A 15,822-nucleotide genomic window follows, 5' to 3' on the forward strand; every position below is an offset into this window, starting at 1 on the left:
CCAACCAGATGCCGCCGTCGGAAGCGAAGCACTTCTGCGGGGAGAAGTAGTAGACATCAGCCTGGGACATGTCGACCGGGAGACCGCCGGCACCGGAGGTGGCATCGATGGCGACGAGCTGCCCCTCGGAACCAGCCGGTCGGGTGACCGGAACCATGGTGCCGGTGGAGGTTTCGTTGTGAGCCCAACCAATGAGGTCAACGCCTTCTTCACCAGCGACAACCTCAGGTGCGGAACCCGGCTCGGCCTCGATGATCTGCGGCGCATCGAGCCACGGTGCCATCTTGGAGGCCTTGGCGAACTTGGAGGAGAACTCACCGTAGGTCAGGTGAGCCGACTTCTTCTCGATGAGGCCAAAGGTGGCAGCATCCCAGAAAGCGGTTGCGCCGCCGAGGGACAGGATAATCTCGTAGCCCTCCGGAAGCTGGAAGAGCTCTGCCAGACCCTCGCGAACCTCACCAACAACGTTCTTCACTGCAGGCTGACGGTGGGAAGTGCCCATAATAGAGGCACCGCCGTCAACGATTGCCTGAATCTGTGCCGGGCGGACCTTCGACGGACCGCAGCCAAAGCGGCCGTCGCCGGGCTGGAACTCTTCAGGGAGAACTGGGAATTGATCGCTCATATGAGGCGCAACCTTTCAAAATGCTTTCAAAGTGAAGCTTGATATACAGCCGTTGTCTTCAAACTCTAGCGGTAATCGGGGGTACTTATAGCAAAAGGGTGGGGTTCAATTGCCCCCGCTTCCGTACTTTGCATATTAAAACAGGGTGGATTCGAGTATTTGCAAAGTTTGCGAAGATATTTTACAGCTTTGTCGGCGGTGGGGTTTTATTTGGGAGGGCGCTCCTCCTTGGGTGGTGGGGTGGGTCATTTTCGGTTTTGGGCGATGTGATTTTGAACGCTGAGTGGTGACCTTGGGGATTCGGGAGGTGTGGTCTGATGGATTCGCCCCTGGCTTCGCGAGTGGTAAATGAGCTGTGACGATGTTGAAAACCTCCTTTTTTCATTTGCATTTCAGAGTGAAGAGGGGTCAATATTGGAAAAGCCCAAACTGCCCGAATGGGGTAGAGGGTGTTGCACTCCTCACACTCTTTGATATTGTGTGTTCTAATCCACTGCAGTTGTCGATTCCTCGTGATTACGGCATAGCTGATGTGAACTAAGCAAACTTTTTCACACGGCAAGATGCACTGGAATGCAAATGTCGCGCATAATTGAATCATTGGAAACAATGCGACCCTGAAGGGGTGACGTGGAGTTGGGAGGCAGCACGCTGTTTTCCGCTGTGCTTGCTTCCCCCGCACTCTGGAGTCGTTAAGAAGAAATTTTCTGCGAAAGGGAAGTTGTGGCTACTAAAGACGGCAAGGCTGTACTCCACTACCCGGGCGGCGAGTTCGAGATGGACATCGTCAAGGCAACCGAGGGTAACGACGGTATTGCACTGGGCAAGATGCTCCAGGAAACTGGACTGACCACCTTTGACCCGGGCTACACCGCCACCGGTTCTACCGAGTCCAAGATCACTTACATCGACGGCGGTAACGGCATCCTGCGCTACCGCGGCTACCCGATTGAGCAGCTGGCTGAGAAGGCTACCTTCAACGAGGTTTCCTACCTGCTGATTCACGGCCACCTTCCGTCTGAGGAAGAGATTGCAAAGTTCAACCACGACATTCGTCACCACACCCTGCTGGACGAGGACTTCCGTCGCGCATTCAGCATCTTCCCGCGTGGCGCACACCCGATGCAGACCCTGGCTTCCTCGGTCAACATTCTGGCTTCCTACTACCAGGACGAGCTGGATCCGCTGAACGAAGAGCAGCGCAACCTGGCTGCAGTTCGCCTGATGGCTAAGGTTCCGATGCTGGCGGCATACGCATACCGCGCATCCAAGGGCGAGCCGTACATGTACCCGGACAACAACCTGAACGCTCGCGAGAACTTCCTGCGCATGATGTTCGGTTACCCGACCGCTGACTACGAGGTTGACCCGGTTGTGGTTGACGCTCTGGACAAGCTGCTGATTCTGCACGCTGACCACGAGCAGAACTGCTCCACCTCTACCGTCCGCATGGTTGCTTCCTCCGGTGCTTCCATGTTCGTCTCCATCGCTGCTGGCATCAACGCTCTGTCCGGCCCGCTGCACGGTGGTGCAAACCAGGCTGTGCTGGAGATGCTGGAGGACATTCAGCAGAATCACGGTGGCGACGCTACCGAGTTCATGAACCGTGTGAAGAACAAGGAGCCGGGCGTCCGCCTGATGGGCTTCGGTCACCGCGTCTACAAGTCCTACGACCCGCGTGCGGCTATCGCTAAGAAGACCGCTCACGAGGTGCTCGCACACCTCGGTGGCGACGAGCTGCTGGATCTGGCCATGAAGCTGGAAGAGATTGCACTGGCTGATGACTACTTCGTCTCCCGCAAGCTCTACCCGAACGTTGACTTCTACACCGGCCTGATTTACCGCGCCATGGGCTTCCCGACGGACTTCTTCACCGTCCTGTTCGCCATCGGTCGCCTCCCGGGCTGGATTGCTCAGTTCAACGAGCAGGTCACCGACCCGGCTTCGAAGATCAACCGCCCTCGCCAGATTTACACCGGCGAGACCGAGCGCGACTTTGTTCCGCGCGAGCAGCGCTAAGCTTTCTAGCGATGGCTGCGTAGAGTTTCCTCGCAAGTAATTCAAGGTTGAGGAACTCCGCGCAGAAGAAATCCGCGTAGAAAACGCGAAAAGGCGCGTACTAGCCTTCGATAGGTTGGTACGCGCCTTTTATTTTTCCTAGAATTTTAAGAAACCCCATTTAAGTTGGGCCCAATAAAGCTCGGGCCATTCAAGTTGAGCTGAATGCCAACTTTGATAAATGCCAACTGTGATAGGAGATTGTCTTGTCCAAGCCAGAACTCACTGCTAAGTCCGGTCCGGCTCCGACGGAACTCGTCATCAACGACCTCACTGTCGGTGACGGCAAGGAGGCTACCCCGGGTGCTCGCGTCGAGGTCCACTACGTGGGCGTTGACTACGAAACCGGTGAGGAGTTCGACTCCTCCTGGAACCGTGGCCAGTCCATCGAGTTTCCGCTAAACGGCCTGATTGCCGGTTGGCAGGAAGGTATCCCGGGCATGAAGGTCGGCGGTCGCCGCGAGCTAATTTGCCCGCCGGAGAAGGCATACGGCCCGGCTGGTGCAGGACACTTCCTGTCCGGCAAGACTCTGGTCTTCGTCATCGACCTGCTGGACGTTAAGTAGAAGTTTTCCGCTGGCGCCATTAGTAGGCCGAACTGCGGTGTGGGTGCCCGGTTTGGCCTTATGTTGGTAGCTAGTTCGACGGCCTATTGGTCGGTAGTTTGGCCTTGTGCGGTATTAGTGGTCAGGTTTATAGCACTTTTGTGCGATTTTTTATGCCTGAAGTGCTATAAACCTGACCACTTTCTTGCTTTCTGAGGTCAGGGGCGGGGTTGAAGGCCAAACCCCGCCCCAGCCCAGCGCCCAAACTCCCTATTCGCCCAGCGCGAAGCGACGGTAGTGGTCGAAGCGCTGCTCACGGCCAACGCGAGCGGGATTCTTCTCCAGCTCCCAGAGGGCGTGCTCGATGGCGGTCAGGGCACGCTGGGGAAGCTCTGCCGAATCCTCAGGTTCTGCCACAATCTCGTCAATGACACCGGTCTTCAGCATGGCCTCGGCGCCAACGCCCTGCTCCTCCATCATTTCCGGAGCGTGCTCGGTATCGCGGTAGATAATCGCCGATGCACCCTCGGGCGGCAGCGGAGACATCCAGGCATCGTGCATTGCCAGCACTCGGTCAGAAGGCAGCATGGCCAGCGCCCCACCACCGCAGCCCTGGCCGAGAATGAGGGACACGGTCGGAACCTTCAGGTTCACCAGCGTGGTCAGGGTGCGAGCAATTTCGCCGGCCATGGCATTTTCCTCGGCGTCCTTAGTCAACTCTGCACCCGGGGTGTCGATGACTGTGACCAGCGGAATGTTCAGGCTCTCCGCGATGCGCATCGCGCGGCGGGCAAAGCGCAGCGAGCCCGGCCCCATTGGATGCGTGCCCAGTGGCGGCTGGTTGTGGCGATCCTGGGCAACCAGAATCACCGGCCGTTCACCAATGCGTGCCAGACGAGCCCGGACCGACAGCGACTTGTGACCATCGCCAGTGCCGGAGATTGGTACGGAGCAGTCGACAAGGGCATCGATAATATCGCCGCCACCTGAACGAGAAGTATCGCGGGTGCGCAGGATAGCTTCCCAGGTATCGCGACCATCTATGGTCGCTGCTGGCGGTGGGGTGGGCTCGCTGGGGTCTCCGTCGGCAAGGACATCGATGGTGCGGCGGACAGCGCCGCGCAGACCTTCGAGAGGAATGATGCCGTCGATAATGCCCTGCTTGAACAGGTTCTCGGACGTCTGGACGCCCTCGGGCATGGGGGCGCCGGTAGCGAGCTCAACGACGCGCGGGCCGAGGAAGCCAAGGAGAGCGCCGGGCTCCGCGAAAGTGAAGTGGCCTGCCGATCCCCACGACGCCATCACACCGCCGGTGGTGGGATTGCGCAGGTACACCAGGAACGGCAGATGAGAATCCTTGTGGCGCGCCACAGCGGTGGTGATGGAAATCATGAGCGCGAACGCCGCGGTGCCCTCCTGCATGCGAGTGCCACCCGAGGTCGGGGAGAGCAACAGTGGCAGCGACTCCGCGGTCGCGCGTTCGATGCTGCGAATAATGCGGCGAGCCGTCGCGGCACCGATGGAACCGCCGAGGAAGCCGAACTCAGAGCAGATGACGGCGACGCGCTTGCCGCCGACGGTGCCCTCACCGGTAATGACGGCCTCATCGAGGCCGGTCTTCTCAGAGGCGCGGGACAGAGTGCCGCGGTAGGCCTCGTCGATATCACCATGCTCGGGCGCACCGTCCCACGAGGTGAAACTTCCGTGGTCGAGGACTGTATCAATTACTTGCTGGGCGCTGATTCTAGCCATACCTCCACGGTAGTAAACAAGGGGTAAACCGGCTTAGTTGATGGTGGGCGGAAAGGGGTAGCGCTATTGTCGGAAAAAACATGTCCGCGATACCGAGGAGACGAACCAATGCCGATTACTGAGCGCCTCATCGAGCTGGCTGAGCAGAGGCCAAACGTATGCGTCGTCGGTTCCATCAACGCAGACCTGACTGTCACAGTGAAGCGCCTGCCACATGGAGGCGAGACCATCGAGGGCAGCCCTCTGCGCATTCTGCCGGGCGGCAAGTCGGCGAATCAGGCGGCGACGGCTGGCAGGTTGGGTGCGACCGTGGAGCTTGTCGGCGCGGTCGGTTCGGATCCCAACGCGCAGTTGTTGCGCGACGCGCTTACCGACGCTCACGTGGACATCTCCGCAGTTGAGACCGTTGGCTCTACCACTGGTACAGCCATGATTGTCGTCGATGATGCGGCGGAGAATTTCATTGTCATCTCCGCTGGCGCCAATGGCGAGGTCGATGCCGCAATGGTCCGCAACCATGCGGACAAGATTCAGCAGGCGAGCTGCCTCGGTCTGTGTCTTGAGATATGCGATGAGGCAGTCTTGGCTGCCGCGCAGATTGCCCACGATGCGGGCGTGCCGGTGGTATTCAACCTGTCCCCAATCCGTGCGGTCAGCGAGGAACTGCTCGCGCTGGTCGATGTCCTCATTGTGAACGAGCACGAACTCGCAGCCATTATTGGTGCTGGTAGAGCGGTCGCGGGTTGCGAGCACGGTCAGTGGGACGCGGTTGGGCATGCGCTTGCAGACGAACACGGGATTTCCACGGCCATTGTCACACTTGGCGGGGAGGGATCTGTGGTTTTGAGGACGTCGGAAAGCGAGGTGGCAGTCACGCGTATTACGGCGCTCCCCATCGAGGTCGTGGACACCACCGGCTGCGGTGACGCGTACATGGGCACGGTCCTGACTGCGTTGGCCGCGGGCGATGATGTGGTGACGGCAGCCCGTCTTGCGGCTGTGGTCTCGGCACATGCGGCGACAGGTGTGGGGGCGCAGACCTCCTACGGCGAGACAGAAAAAATCGCGCAGTTTGCGGCGGACCACGAGCTATAGCCATGAGGTGCGCTGAGCAAACTACGCGATTGACGGTGATTTGGTTCTAGGTGGCGGTGGCCCAGAAGCCACGCGCCCTTTAAAGGGGGAGGGGCCTAGCTCTTGGCCGTCAGAGCCTTCTTCCAGCTCACCGCGGCACCGGTGCGCAGGACATTGCGCGGGTAAATCCAGGCTGCGAGGGCGATGACCGCGGCGACTCCCACCACCATGATTAGCAGCGAGGCGGCCAACTCGAGCGCGGAGAAGTTACCAACGGCGTACTGCATCGGGGCAGTGGTGATGGAAATTGGTGGAATCCACGCGGCAATCTGCATGAAGGTGGAGTCCAGCTTGCTCCAGCCAAACAGCGGGACGTACATCGTAATCAGCGAGAACACCAGTACTGGCATCTGTGCGCCTTGGAAATCTTCCATGCGGCTGACCAGCGATGCGGAGGCTGCGTACAGCGCGGCGAAGAAGAAATAGCCGAGGATGAAGCACGGAATCAGCAGCCACACTGAGGACCACGGCACATCGAAGCTCTCCGCCAACCCGGTGATCATGAGGGCAACCGTGGCGCTGGCGGTCAGCACACTCATCATGATGATGCCAGCCAGGCCGGCGCCGAGGATCTTGCCAGCCAGCAGGTGAGCCGGGCGGACCGTCGAGAGAATAATCTCGATGACGCGGGAGGACTTCTCCTCGATGACGCTGGTGGCAACCGCGCCGCCGAAGACGAGGATGGCGGTCATCATGACCATCACGCCAATCAGCGTTACGAGCACCGCTGGCATCTTCTCGTCCTTGGCTTCATCGATGGACTCCACCGACACGGCTGCATTCTGGCTCTGGGAGTAGAACTCACCGGGGTCGATACCGTTCTCGCTGAGCAGCATGGCCTCATTCTGCTTCTGCAGAGACTCCTGCAGCATTGGGGCTAACCAAGATGGGGCGTCGTCGGCAAGCAGTTTCCACGAGCCTTCCTTGCCCTTCGCGGTATCTGGGACGAGGGCGGCGTCGGCATCTCCGTCGGTGACAGCGGCGCGGGCGGCCTTCTCATCGGGTGCGGACGTGGTCTCCAACGGAGAGAGGGATGCCCCGGCGAATGCGCCGGGGGCGTCCTCGCTAGCAGAGTCCTTCATCTCGGCTGTGACGTCGGCGAGGGAATCCGCGAATGGTGCCTCCCCGACGACCGCGACTTTGACCGTTTCATTGTCGGATTTGGAGGTCATGTAGTCGGCAACGAAGATGCCACCGACGGCCGCCACCGCCATGATGACGAGTGTGATCAGCGAGCTCTTTTTCAGAAGGTGCTCGCGGAGTTCGCGGACGAAAACAGTCTTGATGGCCGTTGAGGCGTTGTAAGTGTTGGTGCTCATTGCTGGACGGCCTCCTGGTAGAGCTCAGTAAGTGGAATTTGGAGCGGTCCAAACGAACGGACCGTTCCCGCTGCCATTGCGCTGTGTAGCAGCTTCTGGTCGGCGTCGGCTGGGGCGTTGGAATCGAGGTGGACGACGGTGGCACCGTGGGCATTTCGCTCCACGTTTGTCACGCCTTCGACAGATGACGCCCAATCCGGGGACGCACCATCGAGCTTGACGACGAAAGCCCGTGGGCCACGTGCTCGCAGCTCATCAACAGTGCCTTCCACGAGCATGCGGCCGTCGCGGATGATGCCGACGCGGTCACACATGCGCTCAACAAGGTCGAGCTGGTGGGAGGAAAACACAATCGGAGTGCCGCGGTCGGCGTACTCCTTGAGTACCGAGCTCATCACCTTGACCGCCACAGGGTCGAGGCCAGAGAAAGGCTCGTCGAGGACGAGTACCTCCGGGTCGTGGATGAGGGAGGCTGCCAGCTGCACGCGCTGCTGATTTCCGAGCGAGAGCGTGTCGACCTTGTCCTTGGCTCGCTCGGTAAGTCCGAGGCGCTCCAGCAGGCTGTCCGCGTTGGACTCTGCTCGCTTAGTGGGGACACCGTGCAGGCGAGCGAAGTAGATCAGCTGCTTGCGGACCTCAGCCTTCGGGTAGAGGCCGCGTTCTTCAGGCATGTATCCGATCTTGCGGCGCAGCGAGTCATTCATCGGGGTATCGCCGATGCGCACTTCGCCTTTATCGGTGGCCAGCACGCCGAGGGCAATGCGCATGGTGGTGGTCTTGCCGGCACCGTTGGAGCCGACGAAGCCGTAGATTTCTCCAGGGTGAACTTGGAAGCTCATGCCACGGAGAACCTGCAGGTCTCCGTAGGACTTCTCAAGCCCGTCGATTATGAGGCTATTCATAGTGATCCTTAAAAAGTATGTGGGGGCTCGGAAACGGTTGAGCCAGTGCTAGTCGTCCCGCAGATTCCAGGCGTAGACGACGGTGGGCAGTGTGGAAATGAAGAGAAAGATGACAATGCCGATGACTCCGAAGCTGTACGGAATGTAACGTCCCCAGTCCGACTGGCTGTTCATGCCCAGAACGCCGACAATAATTAATGCCAAGAAGAAAATCAGACCGAAGTAGGTGTAGCAGCGGTATGTCAGTCCGCGCAGGTTCAGAATCTGTTCTTGCTGGTACTCGTCCAGTAGTGAGCTGGGCGCGCTGTCAACCATGTCGACTGTGATGCTGAGGCTGGTCCAGACAAAGATCATAATGAGGGAAGTCGCGGGCCAGAACAGAGAAAGCCAGTCCGGGAAAATGTTGGTCAGAGTGCCGAGAAGCGCGATGCCGCTCAGCAGCATCAGCACAAGGCACACCTCGAATGCGATGACCAGCTTCCGCCGCGCCGCCTGGTTGCGCCAATTAGTCAGCCAGCCTGACATCTGCTCGACGCGCTTTGTGTATTTCGCTTCGCGCCGGGCCTCTAGCTTCTCAAAAAAGCTCGGTGTTTCGCTTTCAGTCCGAATAGTTGGCATCGTCAGCTTTCCTTTCGGTAGAGGGCAGAGGACATGGGCTTGAATTCTTCGCGAGAGAACACCGCCTCAACGGGGAGATCGAACACCGCGCAGATACGAAATGCCAGATCCAGGCTGGGGTAGTGGTCCCCTCGCTCCAACGCACCAATCGTTTGAGGATTGACCTCTACTTGTTTGGCAAGTTCTGCTCGACTGAGTCCGTGTTCTGCCCGCAGCACTGAGATTCTGTTGAATATCGGTTCTTTGGGTCTAATCTTTGGGGACACATTCCAAAGTGTTGTATAAACACAACACTCCGTCAACTGTTGATAACAAAATGAATGGCAATCACTTTCTTAAACTACAGGTCAGCGGGCCAGAAAAAATCTAAAAATTTCCGTCCGTGCACTCCCGTACACTCGGTTGTCATGATCACACCCGAGTCGAAGTACGATGCAGCGACAACCGGAATTGCCAACGTGGAATTGGTCGATGGCAACGCCATCCCGATTCTGGGGTTTGGCACCTACAAGCTCGACGATGAGCAGGCGCGTCAGTCTGTGCGCTACGCCCTGGAGGTCGGCTACCGCCACATCGACACCGCATCGCTCTATGGCAATGAGCGAGGGGTTGGTCAGGGTATTGCCGATGCGGTCGCTGCGAACGTCGTAAAGCGTGAAGATATCTTCGTGACCACGAAGGTCTGGAACGATGCGCAGGAGTCGGCGGCGACGCGCGAGTCCGTGCGAGCATCTCTGGAGCGGCTCGGTCTTGACTATGTTGACCTGGTGCTTGTGCACTGGCCGGTGGCGAAGCAGGGGACGTTTGGGCAGTGCTTCGACGCGCTGCTGGACCTCAAGCGTGAGGGGCTGATTCGCTCGGTTGGTGTGGCGAACTTCTACCCAGAGGTACTCGATCAGCTCTCCGAAGTTCCGGTGGTCAACCAGATTGAGCTGCATCCGCAGTTCCCGCAGGACGAGCAGATTGCCGATGATCGTCGCCGTGGCATCGTCACGCAGGCATGGTCGCCGCTGGGGCGTGCGAAGTACTTTGAGGGCTCGCCGATTGCAGAGATCGCCGAGCGTCTGGGTAAGACGCCCGCCCAGATCGCTATCCGTTGGCATCTCCAGCGCGGCATCGTCGCCATCCCGAAGTCGGCTACACCAGCGCGTATCAAGGAAAACTTCCAGGTCGTAGACTTTGAACTCTCCGGCGAGGACATGAAAACGATTGCATCGATGGCGCGTGCCGACGGCCGCCTGAGCGGTGACCCGCGGATATTCGGCAATGAATAAACCAGTTTGGATTTGCTTATAGCTGTATCGCTATCGGTCGTGCGCGGGTAGCCTAGTGGCTATGACGAACCCAGCATCTGAAATCCGCGTCGAGGCCGATGGTGCGATTGTCACTATCACCATTGATCGAGATCACAAGCGCAACTCCCTGACCGCCGATGTGTGTCGTGACATCGCAGATGCGGTGGAAGCTGCCGCGGAGGTCCCTGAGCAGCGCGTTATCCTGTTGCGCGGTGAAGGCCGTGCCTTCTGCGCCGGTGCCGACCTGAGCGGCCAGCATCACGACGATTCCTTCCATGAGCAACTGCGCCGGATGCTGCGCACGATTGAGACCAGCCGTCTGGTGGTCATCGCGGATGTGCAGGGTCCGGCTGTCGGTGCTGGCATGCAGTTGGCAATGGCGGCTGACCTGCGTGTTGTCGGGGAGCGCGGTTGGTTTATGATTCCGCCGGTCAAGCTTGGCATTGCTGTTGACGCCTGGACTATTCGTCGTGTGCGCGTGCTGGTTGGCGGTGCTCGGGCCCGCACTATTTTGTTGGCGGCTGAACGGATGGATCAGGAAGCTGCTCATGCTTGTGGTCTGGCCTCCTACCTCGGTGGTTCGGACAAGGCGGAGGAGGTTGCGCTGCGTATTGCCACCTACGCACCGCTGTCGCTGGCCTATCACAAGGCGGTACTCAACGACGATGAGACGCACAGTCCGTTAAAGGACTACCAGCAGGAGCTCTACGACACGGTGTGGGCTTCCGAGGACGCCGCGGAGGCGTCGAAGGCGCGAGCTGAAAAGCGCGAACCGAATTTCATCGGCAAATAGCTTCAGTAGGTTCAGCACTAGGCACATAGGGTAGGCAGTCATGAGCTCGTGGGAAACTCCCGACAGCGGTCTTACTCAGGAGCAGGTCCAACAGCGCATTAAGTCGGGGCAGGCCAACGAGCTACCGCCAACGTCCGGACGCAGTGTACGGGACATTATCCGTGCCAATGTGTTTACCCGCATCAACGGTATTCTCGCCGTTTTGTTCGCGGTCGTGCTCTACACCGGCTCCATCGTTAACGGCGCCTTTGGTCTGCTGATTATTGCTAACTCTATCGTCGGCATCGTCCAGGAGTTGCGTGCCAAATACACGCTGGACAAGCTCTCCATTGTCGGCCGCGCAAAGCCCATGGTCATCCGTGACGGGCAGCCCGCCCGCGAGGTTGATCGGGAGTCTGTCGTACTCGACGATCTCATCGAGGTCGGCCCGGGCGACCAGATTGTTGTCGACGGTATTCTGCGCTATGCCTCCGACGTAGCCATAGATGAATCCTCTCTGACCGGTGAATCCGATGCCATCCACAAGGGTGTCGGGGACATGGTCTACTCGGGTTCCTCTGTCGTGGTGGGGTCGGCGCGGTATCAGGCTACCAAGGTCGGCAAAGAGGCCTACGCCGCCAAGCTCGCAGCTGAGGCCAACAAATTCACGCTGACTGACTCTCAGCTCTTCCGGGGCATCAACAAGATTCTCACCTATATCTCTTGGATTCTCATCCCCGTCGGCGCGCTGTCCATCTATACGCAGCTCTTTGTCGCCGGCGATGACCTCAACGATGCGCTGCTGGCGATGGTCGCCACTCTGGTGCCCATGGTGCCCGAGGGGCTCGTCCTTATGACCACCATTGCGTTTGCCCTCGGCGTGGTGCGCTTGGGGCGACATCGCGTGTTGGTCAACGAGCTGCCTGCCATAGAAGGGCTCGCGCGCGTCGATACCGTGTGCGTCGACAAAACCGGCACACTCACCGAAAATGCGATGCAGCTGATGGAAATCGACATCGTATCCGACAACGACACATCCCGCACTGAGGTCGACTCCGCGCTCATCGACCTCTGCAAACTCGACGATCGCCCGAACGCAACAGCCCGTGCTCTGCTTCAGGGAATTGAAGACGCGGGGGACGTCGTAAAGCGTGAGCAGACCGAAACCCGCCCCTTCACCTCAGCGAATAAATGGTCGGCGCTAACGTATCGCGGCGGTGCGACGTGGGTCTTCGGCGCGCCCGACGTGCTTGTCGACGACTCCGCGGTTGGCATGCAGAAAGCTCGGCAGCTTATGGAGGAGGGGCTTCGTGTGCTCCTGCTCGCACGGACCACGGTTGGTGCCGATGATCTGCCCGGAGGGGCCTTGCGAAAGAGCAATGCGGTGGAGTTGGAGTCGGTCGCGCTTGTCGTGCTGGGGCAAAAAGTACGCTCGGATGCGGCAGATACGGTGGCCTATTTCTATGAAGAGGGCGTCCAGGTCAAGGTCATTTCCGGTGACAATGATCGCTCGGTGGGAGCCGTTGCCCGTGAGTTAAAAATGGAGGGTGCGGACGCTCCTGTTGACGCATCTGGACTTCCTGCCAGCCGGGATGAAGGTAGTGGAGCCAAGAGTGCTGAGATTCGTGACGAGTTTGCAGACATCGTGGAGTCGCGGCAGATCTTCGGCCGTGTTACGGCGGAGACCAAGCGCGATATGGTTCATGCGCTGCAGTCGCGGGGACATCATGTGGCGATGACCGGTGACGGTGTCAATGACGTGCTGGCGCTAAAGGCGGCGAACCTTGGTGTGGCCATGGGCGATGGTGCGCCGGCGACAAGGTCGGTGGCGCAGTTGGTGCTGTTGGATAACCGTTTCGCTGTGATGCCGATGATTGTGGCGGAAGGTCGCCGCGTCATTGGCAACATCGAGCGCGTGGCCAACCTCTTTTTGACGAAGACCATCTACTCGGTGGTGCTGGCGCTGGCCGTGGGGCTGTGGGGGATGGATTACCCGTTCGAGCCGATTCACGTGACCATCACGGGCTGGTTCACAATCGGTATTCCGGCCTTTGTGCTTTCGTTGGCGCCGAACTGGGAGCGTGCGCGGGATGGTTTTGTGCGCCGCGTGTTGCGTTTAGCGATACCCGCCGGCATCACGGTAGGGCTGTTGACCTTCATGTTTTGGCTGTGGGCAAACCCCGGAGTCGATGCCAGCGACGCGGCGCGAGGGGAGGCGTCCACTGCGACTCTCATTGTGCTGATTGTCTCGGCATTTTGGGTTTTGGTAGTTGTGGCTAGACCGTACACGTGGTGGAAGGTGCTGTTGCTGGCGGTGTCGGCAGGTGCGTACCTGTTCATATTCTCGGTGAAGCCGGTGGCTGCGGTGCTGAATCTCTACTGGGTGGGGCGGGAGTTGTTGATTCCTGCGCTGATTGTGGGGGCCATTGGTGCGGCCATCATCGAGGCGCTGTGGTGGTGGCGCAAGAGTAAACCATTGCCGGAAAAGGCCGAGAATGCGAGCGCAACAGCGTAAATGGGGGTAGCGAAAGGTCGCCCCAAGTATGCAGGTAAGGGCGTTTTTGGGGGTGCCTTAATGCTGGCTGAGAAGTAGTTAGCCGCATTTAACTTCTTTGCTAACTGTGTTCCGGGTAACTTTGTTTCAACACATAATCAAAAATGTGGTGCACGGCACACCGTCGGGGTGGCTGTGTTGAACCTCATTACGAACACCTGCATAACTTCCTGGAAAGGATTAGCCCGTGTCCGCAACACCATTGCCGACAGACCGGCATAAGCCACAGGCGGCTGAGTACCGCTACGTGCAAAAGTCAGCGCAGTTCCAAGAGCTCCGCTCTACATTCCGTTCATTCGCCATCCCGATGACCGTCGCAGGTCTGGTCTGGTACATCGCATTCGTTCTGCTCGCGACGTTCGCGCCAGATCTCATGGCAACTCCCGTACTGGGCAACATCAACCTGGGCATCATCCTTGGTCTGCTCCAGTTCGTGACTACCTTCGCCATCACCTGGGTTTACATCAGCTTCGCCAATAAGAAGCTCGAGCCGATGCAGGCTGAGCTGCGTGAGGCAATGGAAAGTGGCGAAATCGCTGAAATCGTTGCAAAGAAGGGGGCATAAGCCATGCTGACCAGTTTCTTTGCTGCAGATGACACTGCAGCAGCAGGTAACCCGATTCTCAACATCGCGGTCTTCGTCGCCTTCATTGTTGCGACCATGTTCATCGTTACTCGTGTAGGCAAGGGCGGAAACAAGGGTGCTTCCGACTTCTACACCGGTGGTGCACAGTTCTCCGGTACTCAGAATGGTCTCGCCATTGCTGGTGACTACCTCTCGGCCGCGTCCTTCCTCGGTATCGTCGGTGCCATCGCGCTGACTGGTTACGACGGATTCCTGTACTCCATCGGATTCTTCGTGGCCTGGCTTGTCGCGCTTCTGCTCGTTGCAGAGCCGCTGCGTAACGTCGGTAAGTTCACCATGGCTGACGTGCTGTCGTTCCGTCTAAAGCAGCGTCCGGTGCGTACCGCAGCTGCTATCTCCACTCTCGCAGTGACCCTGTTCTACCTCATCGCGCAGATGGCCGGTGCAGGTTCCCTGGTCGCCGTGCTGCTCAACATTCACGACTCCACTCAGCAGTCCATCGTTGTCGCAGTCGTCGGCATCATCATGGTCGCATACGTTCTCATCGGTGGCATGAAAGGCACGACTTACGTGCAGATGATTAAGGCCGTCCTGCTGGTCGGTGCTGTCATCATCATGACCTTGATCATCCTGGTTGGCGTTAAGGGCAACTTCTCCCAGCTCCTGCAGGACGCAGTGGACACGCACGCGAGCTCGGACTACATCGCCGAGAAGGGCTACGAAGCTTCCGCCATTCTGGAGCCGGGTCTGAAGTACGGCGGCTCCTTCGTCCAGCAGCTGGACTTCATCTCTCTGGGCCTGGCACTGGTTCTCGGTGTTGCTGGTCTGCCACACGTGCTCATGCGCTTCTACACGGTGCCGACCGCAAAGGAAGCTCGTAAGTCCGTGACCTGGGCAATCATCCTCATCGGTGGCTTCTACCTGTTGACCCTGGTGCTCGGCTACGGTGCTGCTGCGCTCGTCGGCCCGGACCGCATCATGGCCGCGCCGGGCGGGGCCAACGCCGCAGCTCCGTTGCTGGCCTTTGAGATCGGTGGCTCTATCTTTATGGCTGTAGTCTCCGCAGTTGCGTTTGCTACCGTGTTGGCCGTGGTCGCTGGTCTGGCAATTACCGCTTCCGCGTCTGTCGGCCAGGACCTCTACCAGGCCGTGATTCGCAAGGGACAGGCAACGGAAGCTGAACAGGTTCGCGTCTCTCGCATCACCGTTATCGTGCTGGGTGTTGTCTCCATCATCCTCGGCATCCTGGCTATGGGGCAGAACGTGGCGTTCCTGGTGTCGCTGGCATTCGCAGTGGCAGCATCCGCAAACGTTCCGACCATCCTGATGTCCCTGTTCTGGAAGCGTTTCAACACCGCAGGCGCAGTTGCTTCCATGTACACCGGTGTCATCGCGTCGCTGGTGCTGATCATCTTCTCCCCGGCAGTCTCCGGTAGCGAGTCCTCGATGATTCCGTCTGTTGACTTCTCCTGGTTCCCGCTGACCTCACCGGGTCTGCTCGCTATTCCGCTGGCATTCCTGGCTGGCATCATCGCCACCTACATGGGTAAGCCGGATAACTTCGACGACCTGGCAGCCGAGATGGAAGTTCGCTCCCTGACCGGTGTTGGCACCGAGGCTGCGGTTGATCACTAATAACCTCGACATTGATGGCCACTGAGC

General features: G+C 59.0%; 14 protein-coding genes. 8 read left to right on the top strand and 6 right to left on the bottom strand.

The annotated features are described in order from the left end of the window. Nucleotides 1–625: aminotransferase class V-fold PLP-dependent enzyme (locus tag Q0U90_RS03020; protein ID WP_297451581.1), on the bottom strand; the 625-nt coding region annotated here is incomplete at its 3' end. A gap of 723 nt (nt 626–1,348) precedes the next feature. Here Q0U90_RS03020 and Q0U90_RS03025 point away from each other — a divergent pair. Together Q0U90_RS03025 and Q0U90_RS03030 are read left to right on the top strand one after the other, a co-directional pair. Continuing rightward, nucleotides 1,349–2,644, top strand: coding sequence for a citrate synthase (locus Q0U90_RS03025; RefSeq protein ID WP_297451583.1), 1,296 nt, complete (start codon nt 1,349–1,351; stop codon nt 2,642–2,644). Between the two features lie 245 nt (nt 2,645–2,889). Beyond that, complete coding sequence (locus tag Q0U90_RS03030; protein ID WP_005511805.1) at nt 2,890–3,249, top strand: FKBP-type peptidyl-prolyl cis-trans isomerase; 360 nt, start codon at nt 2,890–2,892, stop codon at nt 3,247–3,249. A gap of 249 nt (nt 3,250–3,498) precedes the next feature. Here the strand turns inward: Q0U90_RS03030 and Q0U90_RS03035 are convergent, their stop codons facing one another. Continuing rightward, on the bottom strand, nt 3,499–4,980 hold the full coding sequence (locus tag Q0U90_RS03035) for a carboxyl transferase domain-containing protein (RefSeq protein ID WP_297451604.1): 1,482 nt from the start codon (nt 4,978–4,980) through the stop codon (nt 3,499–3,501). A 108-nt stretch (nt 4,981–5,088) separates the two neighbouring features. Here Q0U90_RS03035 and Q0U90_RS03040 point away from each other — a divergent pair, with 108 nt between their 5' ends. Then, the gene (locus Q0U90_RS03040) at nt 5,089–6,075 is read left to right on the top strand and encodes a ribokinase (RefSeq protein WP_297451607.1); all 987 of its coding nucleotides are present in this window, start codon (nt 5,089–5,091) and stop codon (nt 6,073–6,075) included. A gap of 95 nt (nt 6,076–6,170) precedes the next feature. Here Q0U90_RS03040 and Q0U90_RS03045 read toward each other — a convergent pair whose 3' ends face one another. The 4 genes from Q0U90_RS03045 to Q0U90_RS03060 are packed head-to-tail and all read right to left on the bottom strand — an operon-like array spanning nt 6,171 to nt 9,219. Continuing rightward, entirely contained in the window at nt 6,171–7,433 is a 1,263-nt protein-coding gene (locus Q0U90_RS03045; RefSeq protein ID WP_297451610.1) for an ABC transporter permease, read from the bottom strand. Beyond that, nucleotides 7,430–8,335, bottom strand: a complete 906-nt coding sequence (locus Q0U90_RS03050) for an ATP-binding cassette domain-containing protein (RefSeq protein WP_297451613.1) — start codon at nt 8,333–8,335, stop codon at nt 7,430–7,432. Before Q0U90_RS03050 ends, Q0U90_RS03045 begins: the two co-directional genes overlap by 4 nt. 48 nt (nt 8,336–8,383) lie before the next feature. Beyond that, the gene (locus tag Q0U90_RS03055; protein WP_297451616.1) at nt 8,384–8,953 is read right to left on the bottom strand and encodes a hypothetical protein; all 570 of its coding nucleotides are present in this window, start codon (nt 8,951–8,953) and stop codon (nt 8,384–8,386) included. Between the two features lie 2 nt (nt 8,954–8,955). Next, the gene (locus Q0U90_RS03060; RefSeq protein ID WP_038626393.1) at nt 8,956–9,219 is read right to left on the bottom strand and encodes a helix-turn-helix transcriptional regulator; all 264 of its coding nucleotides are present in this window, start codon (nt 9,217–9,219) and stop codon (nt 8,956–8,958) included. Nucleotides 9,220–9,360: 141 nt separating this feature from the next. On the opposite strand from Q0U90_RS03060, the gene Q0U90_RS03065 reads away from it, so the two are divergent. The 5 genes from Q0U90_RS03065 to Q0U90_RS03085 all read left to right on the top strand — a co-directional run bounded on the left by Q0U90_RS03065 (nt 9,361) and on the right by Q0U90_RS03085 (nt 15,795). Next, the gene (locus tag Q0U90_RS03065) at nt 9,361–10,227 is read left to right on the top strand and encodes an aldo/keto reductase (RefSeq protein WP_297451620.1); all 867 of its coding nucleotides are present in this window, start codon (nt 9,361–9,363) and stop codon (nt 10,225–10,227) included. 61 nt (nt 10,228–10,288) lie between these two features. After that, a complete protein-coding gene (locus Q0U90_RS03070; protein WP_297451622.1) occupies nt 10,289–11,041 on the top strand; it encodes an enoyl-CoA hydratase in 753 nt (250 codons plus the stop codon). A gap of 40 nt (nt 11,042–11,081) precedes the next feature. Beyond that, nucleotides 11,082–13,535: an HAD-IC family P-type ATPase gene (locus tag Q0U90_RS03075; protein WP_297451624.1), complete on the top strand. Its 2,454-nt coding sequence runs from the start codon at nt 11,082–11,084 to the stop codon at nt 13,533–13,535. Between the two features lie 226 nt (nt 13,536–13,761). Further along, nucleotides 13,762–14,139: a DUF485 domain-containing protein gene (locus Q0U90_RS03080; protein WP_297451626.1), complete on the top strand. Its 378-nt coding sequence runs from the start codon at nt 13,762–13,764 to the stop codon at nt 14,137–14,139. A gap of 3 nt (nt 14,140–14,142) precedes the next feature. Further along, nucleotides 14,143–15,795 carry a cation acetate symporter gene (locus Q0U90_RS03085; RefSeq protein ID WP_297451628.1) on the top strand — a complete coding sequence of 551 codons (1,653 nt, stop codon included), beginning with the start codon at nt 14,143–14,145 and terminating at the stop codon, nt 15,793–15,795. The last annotated feature ends 27 nt before the right edge of the window (nt 15,796–15,822 follow it).

Origin of the sequence: uncultured Corynebacterium sp., assembly GCF_946998835.1 — a bacterium.
Lineage (GTDB): Bacteria > Actinomycetota > Actinomycetes > Mycobacteriales > Mycobacteriaceae > Corynebacterium.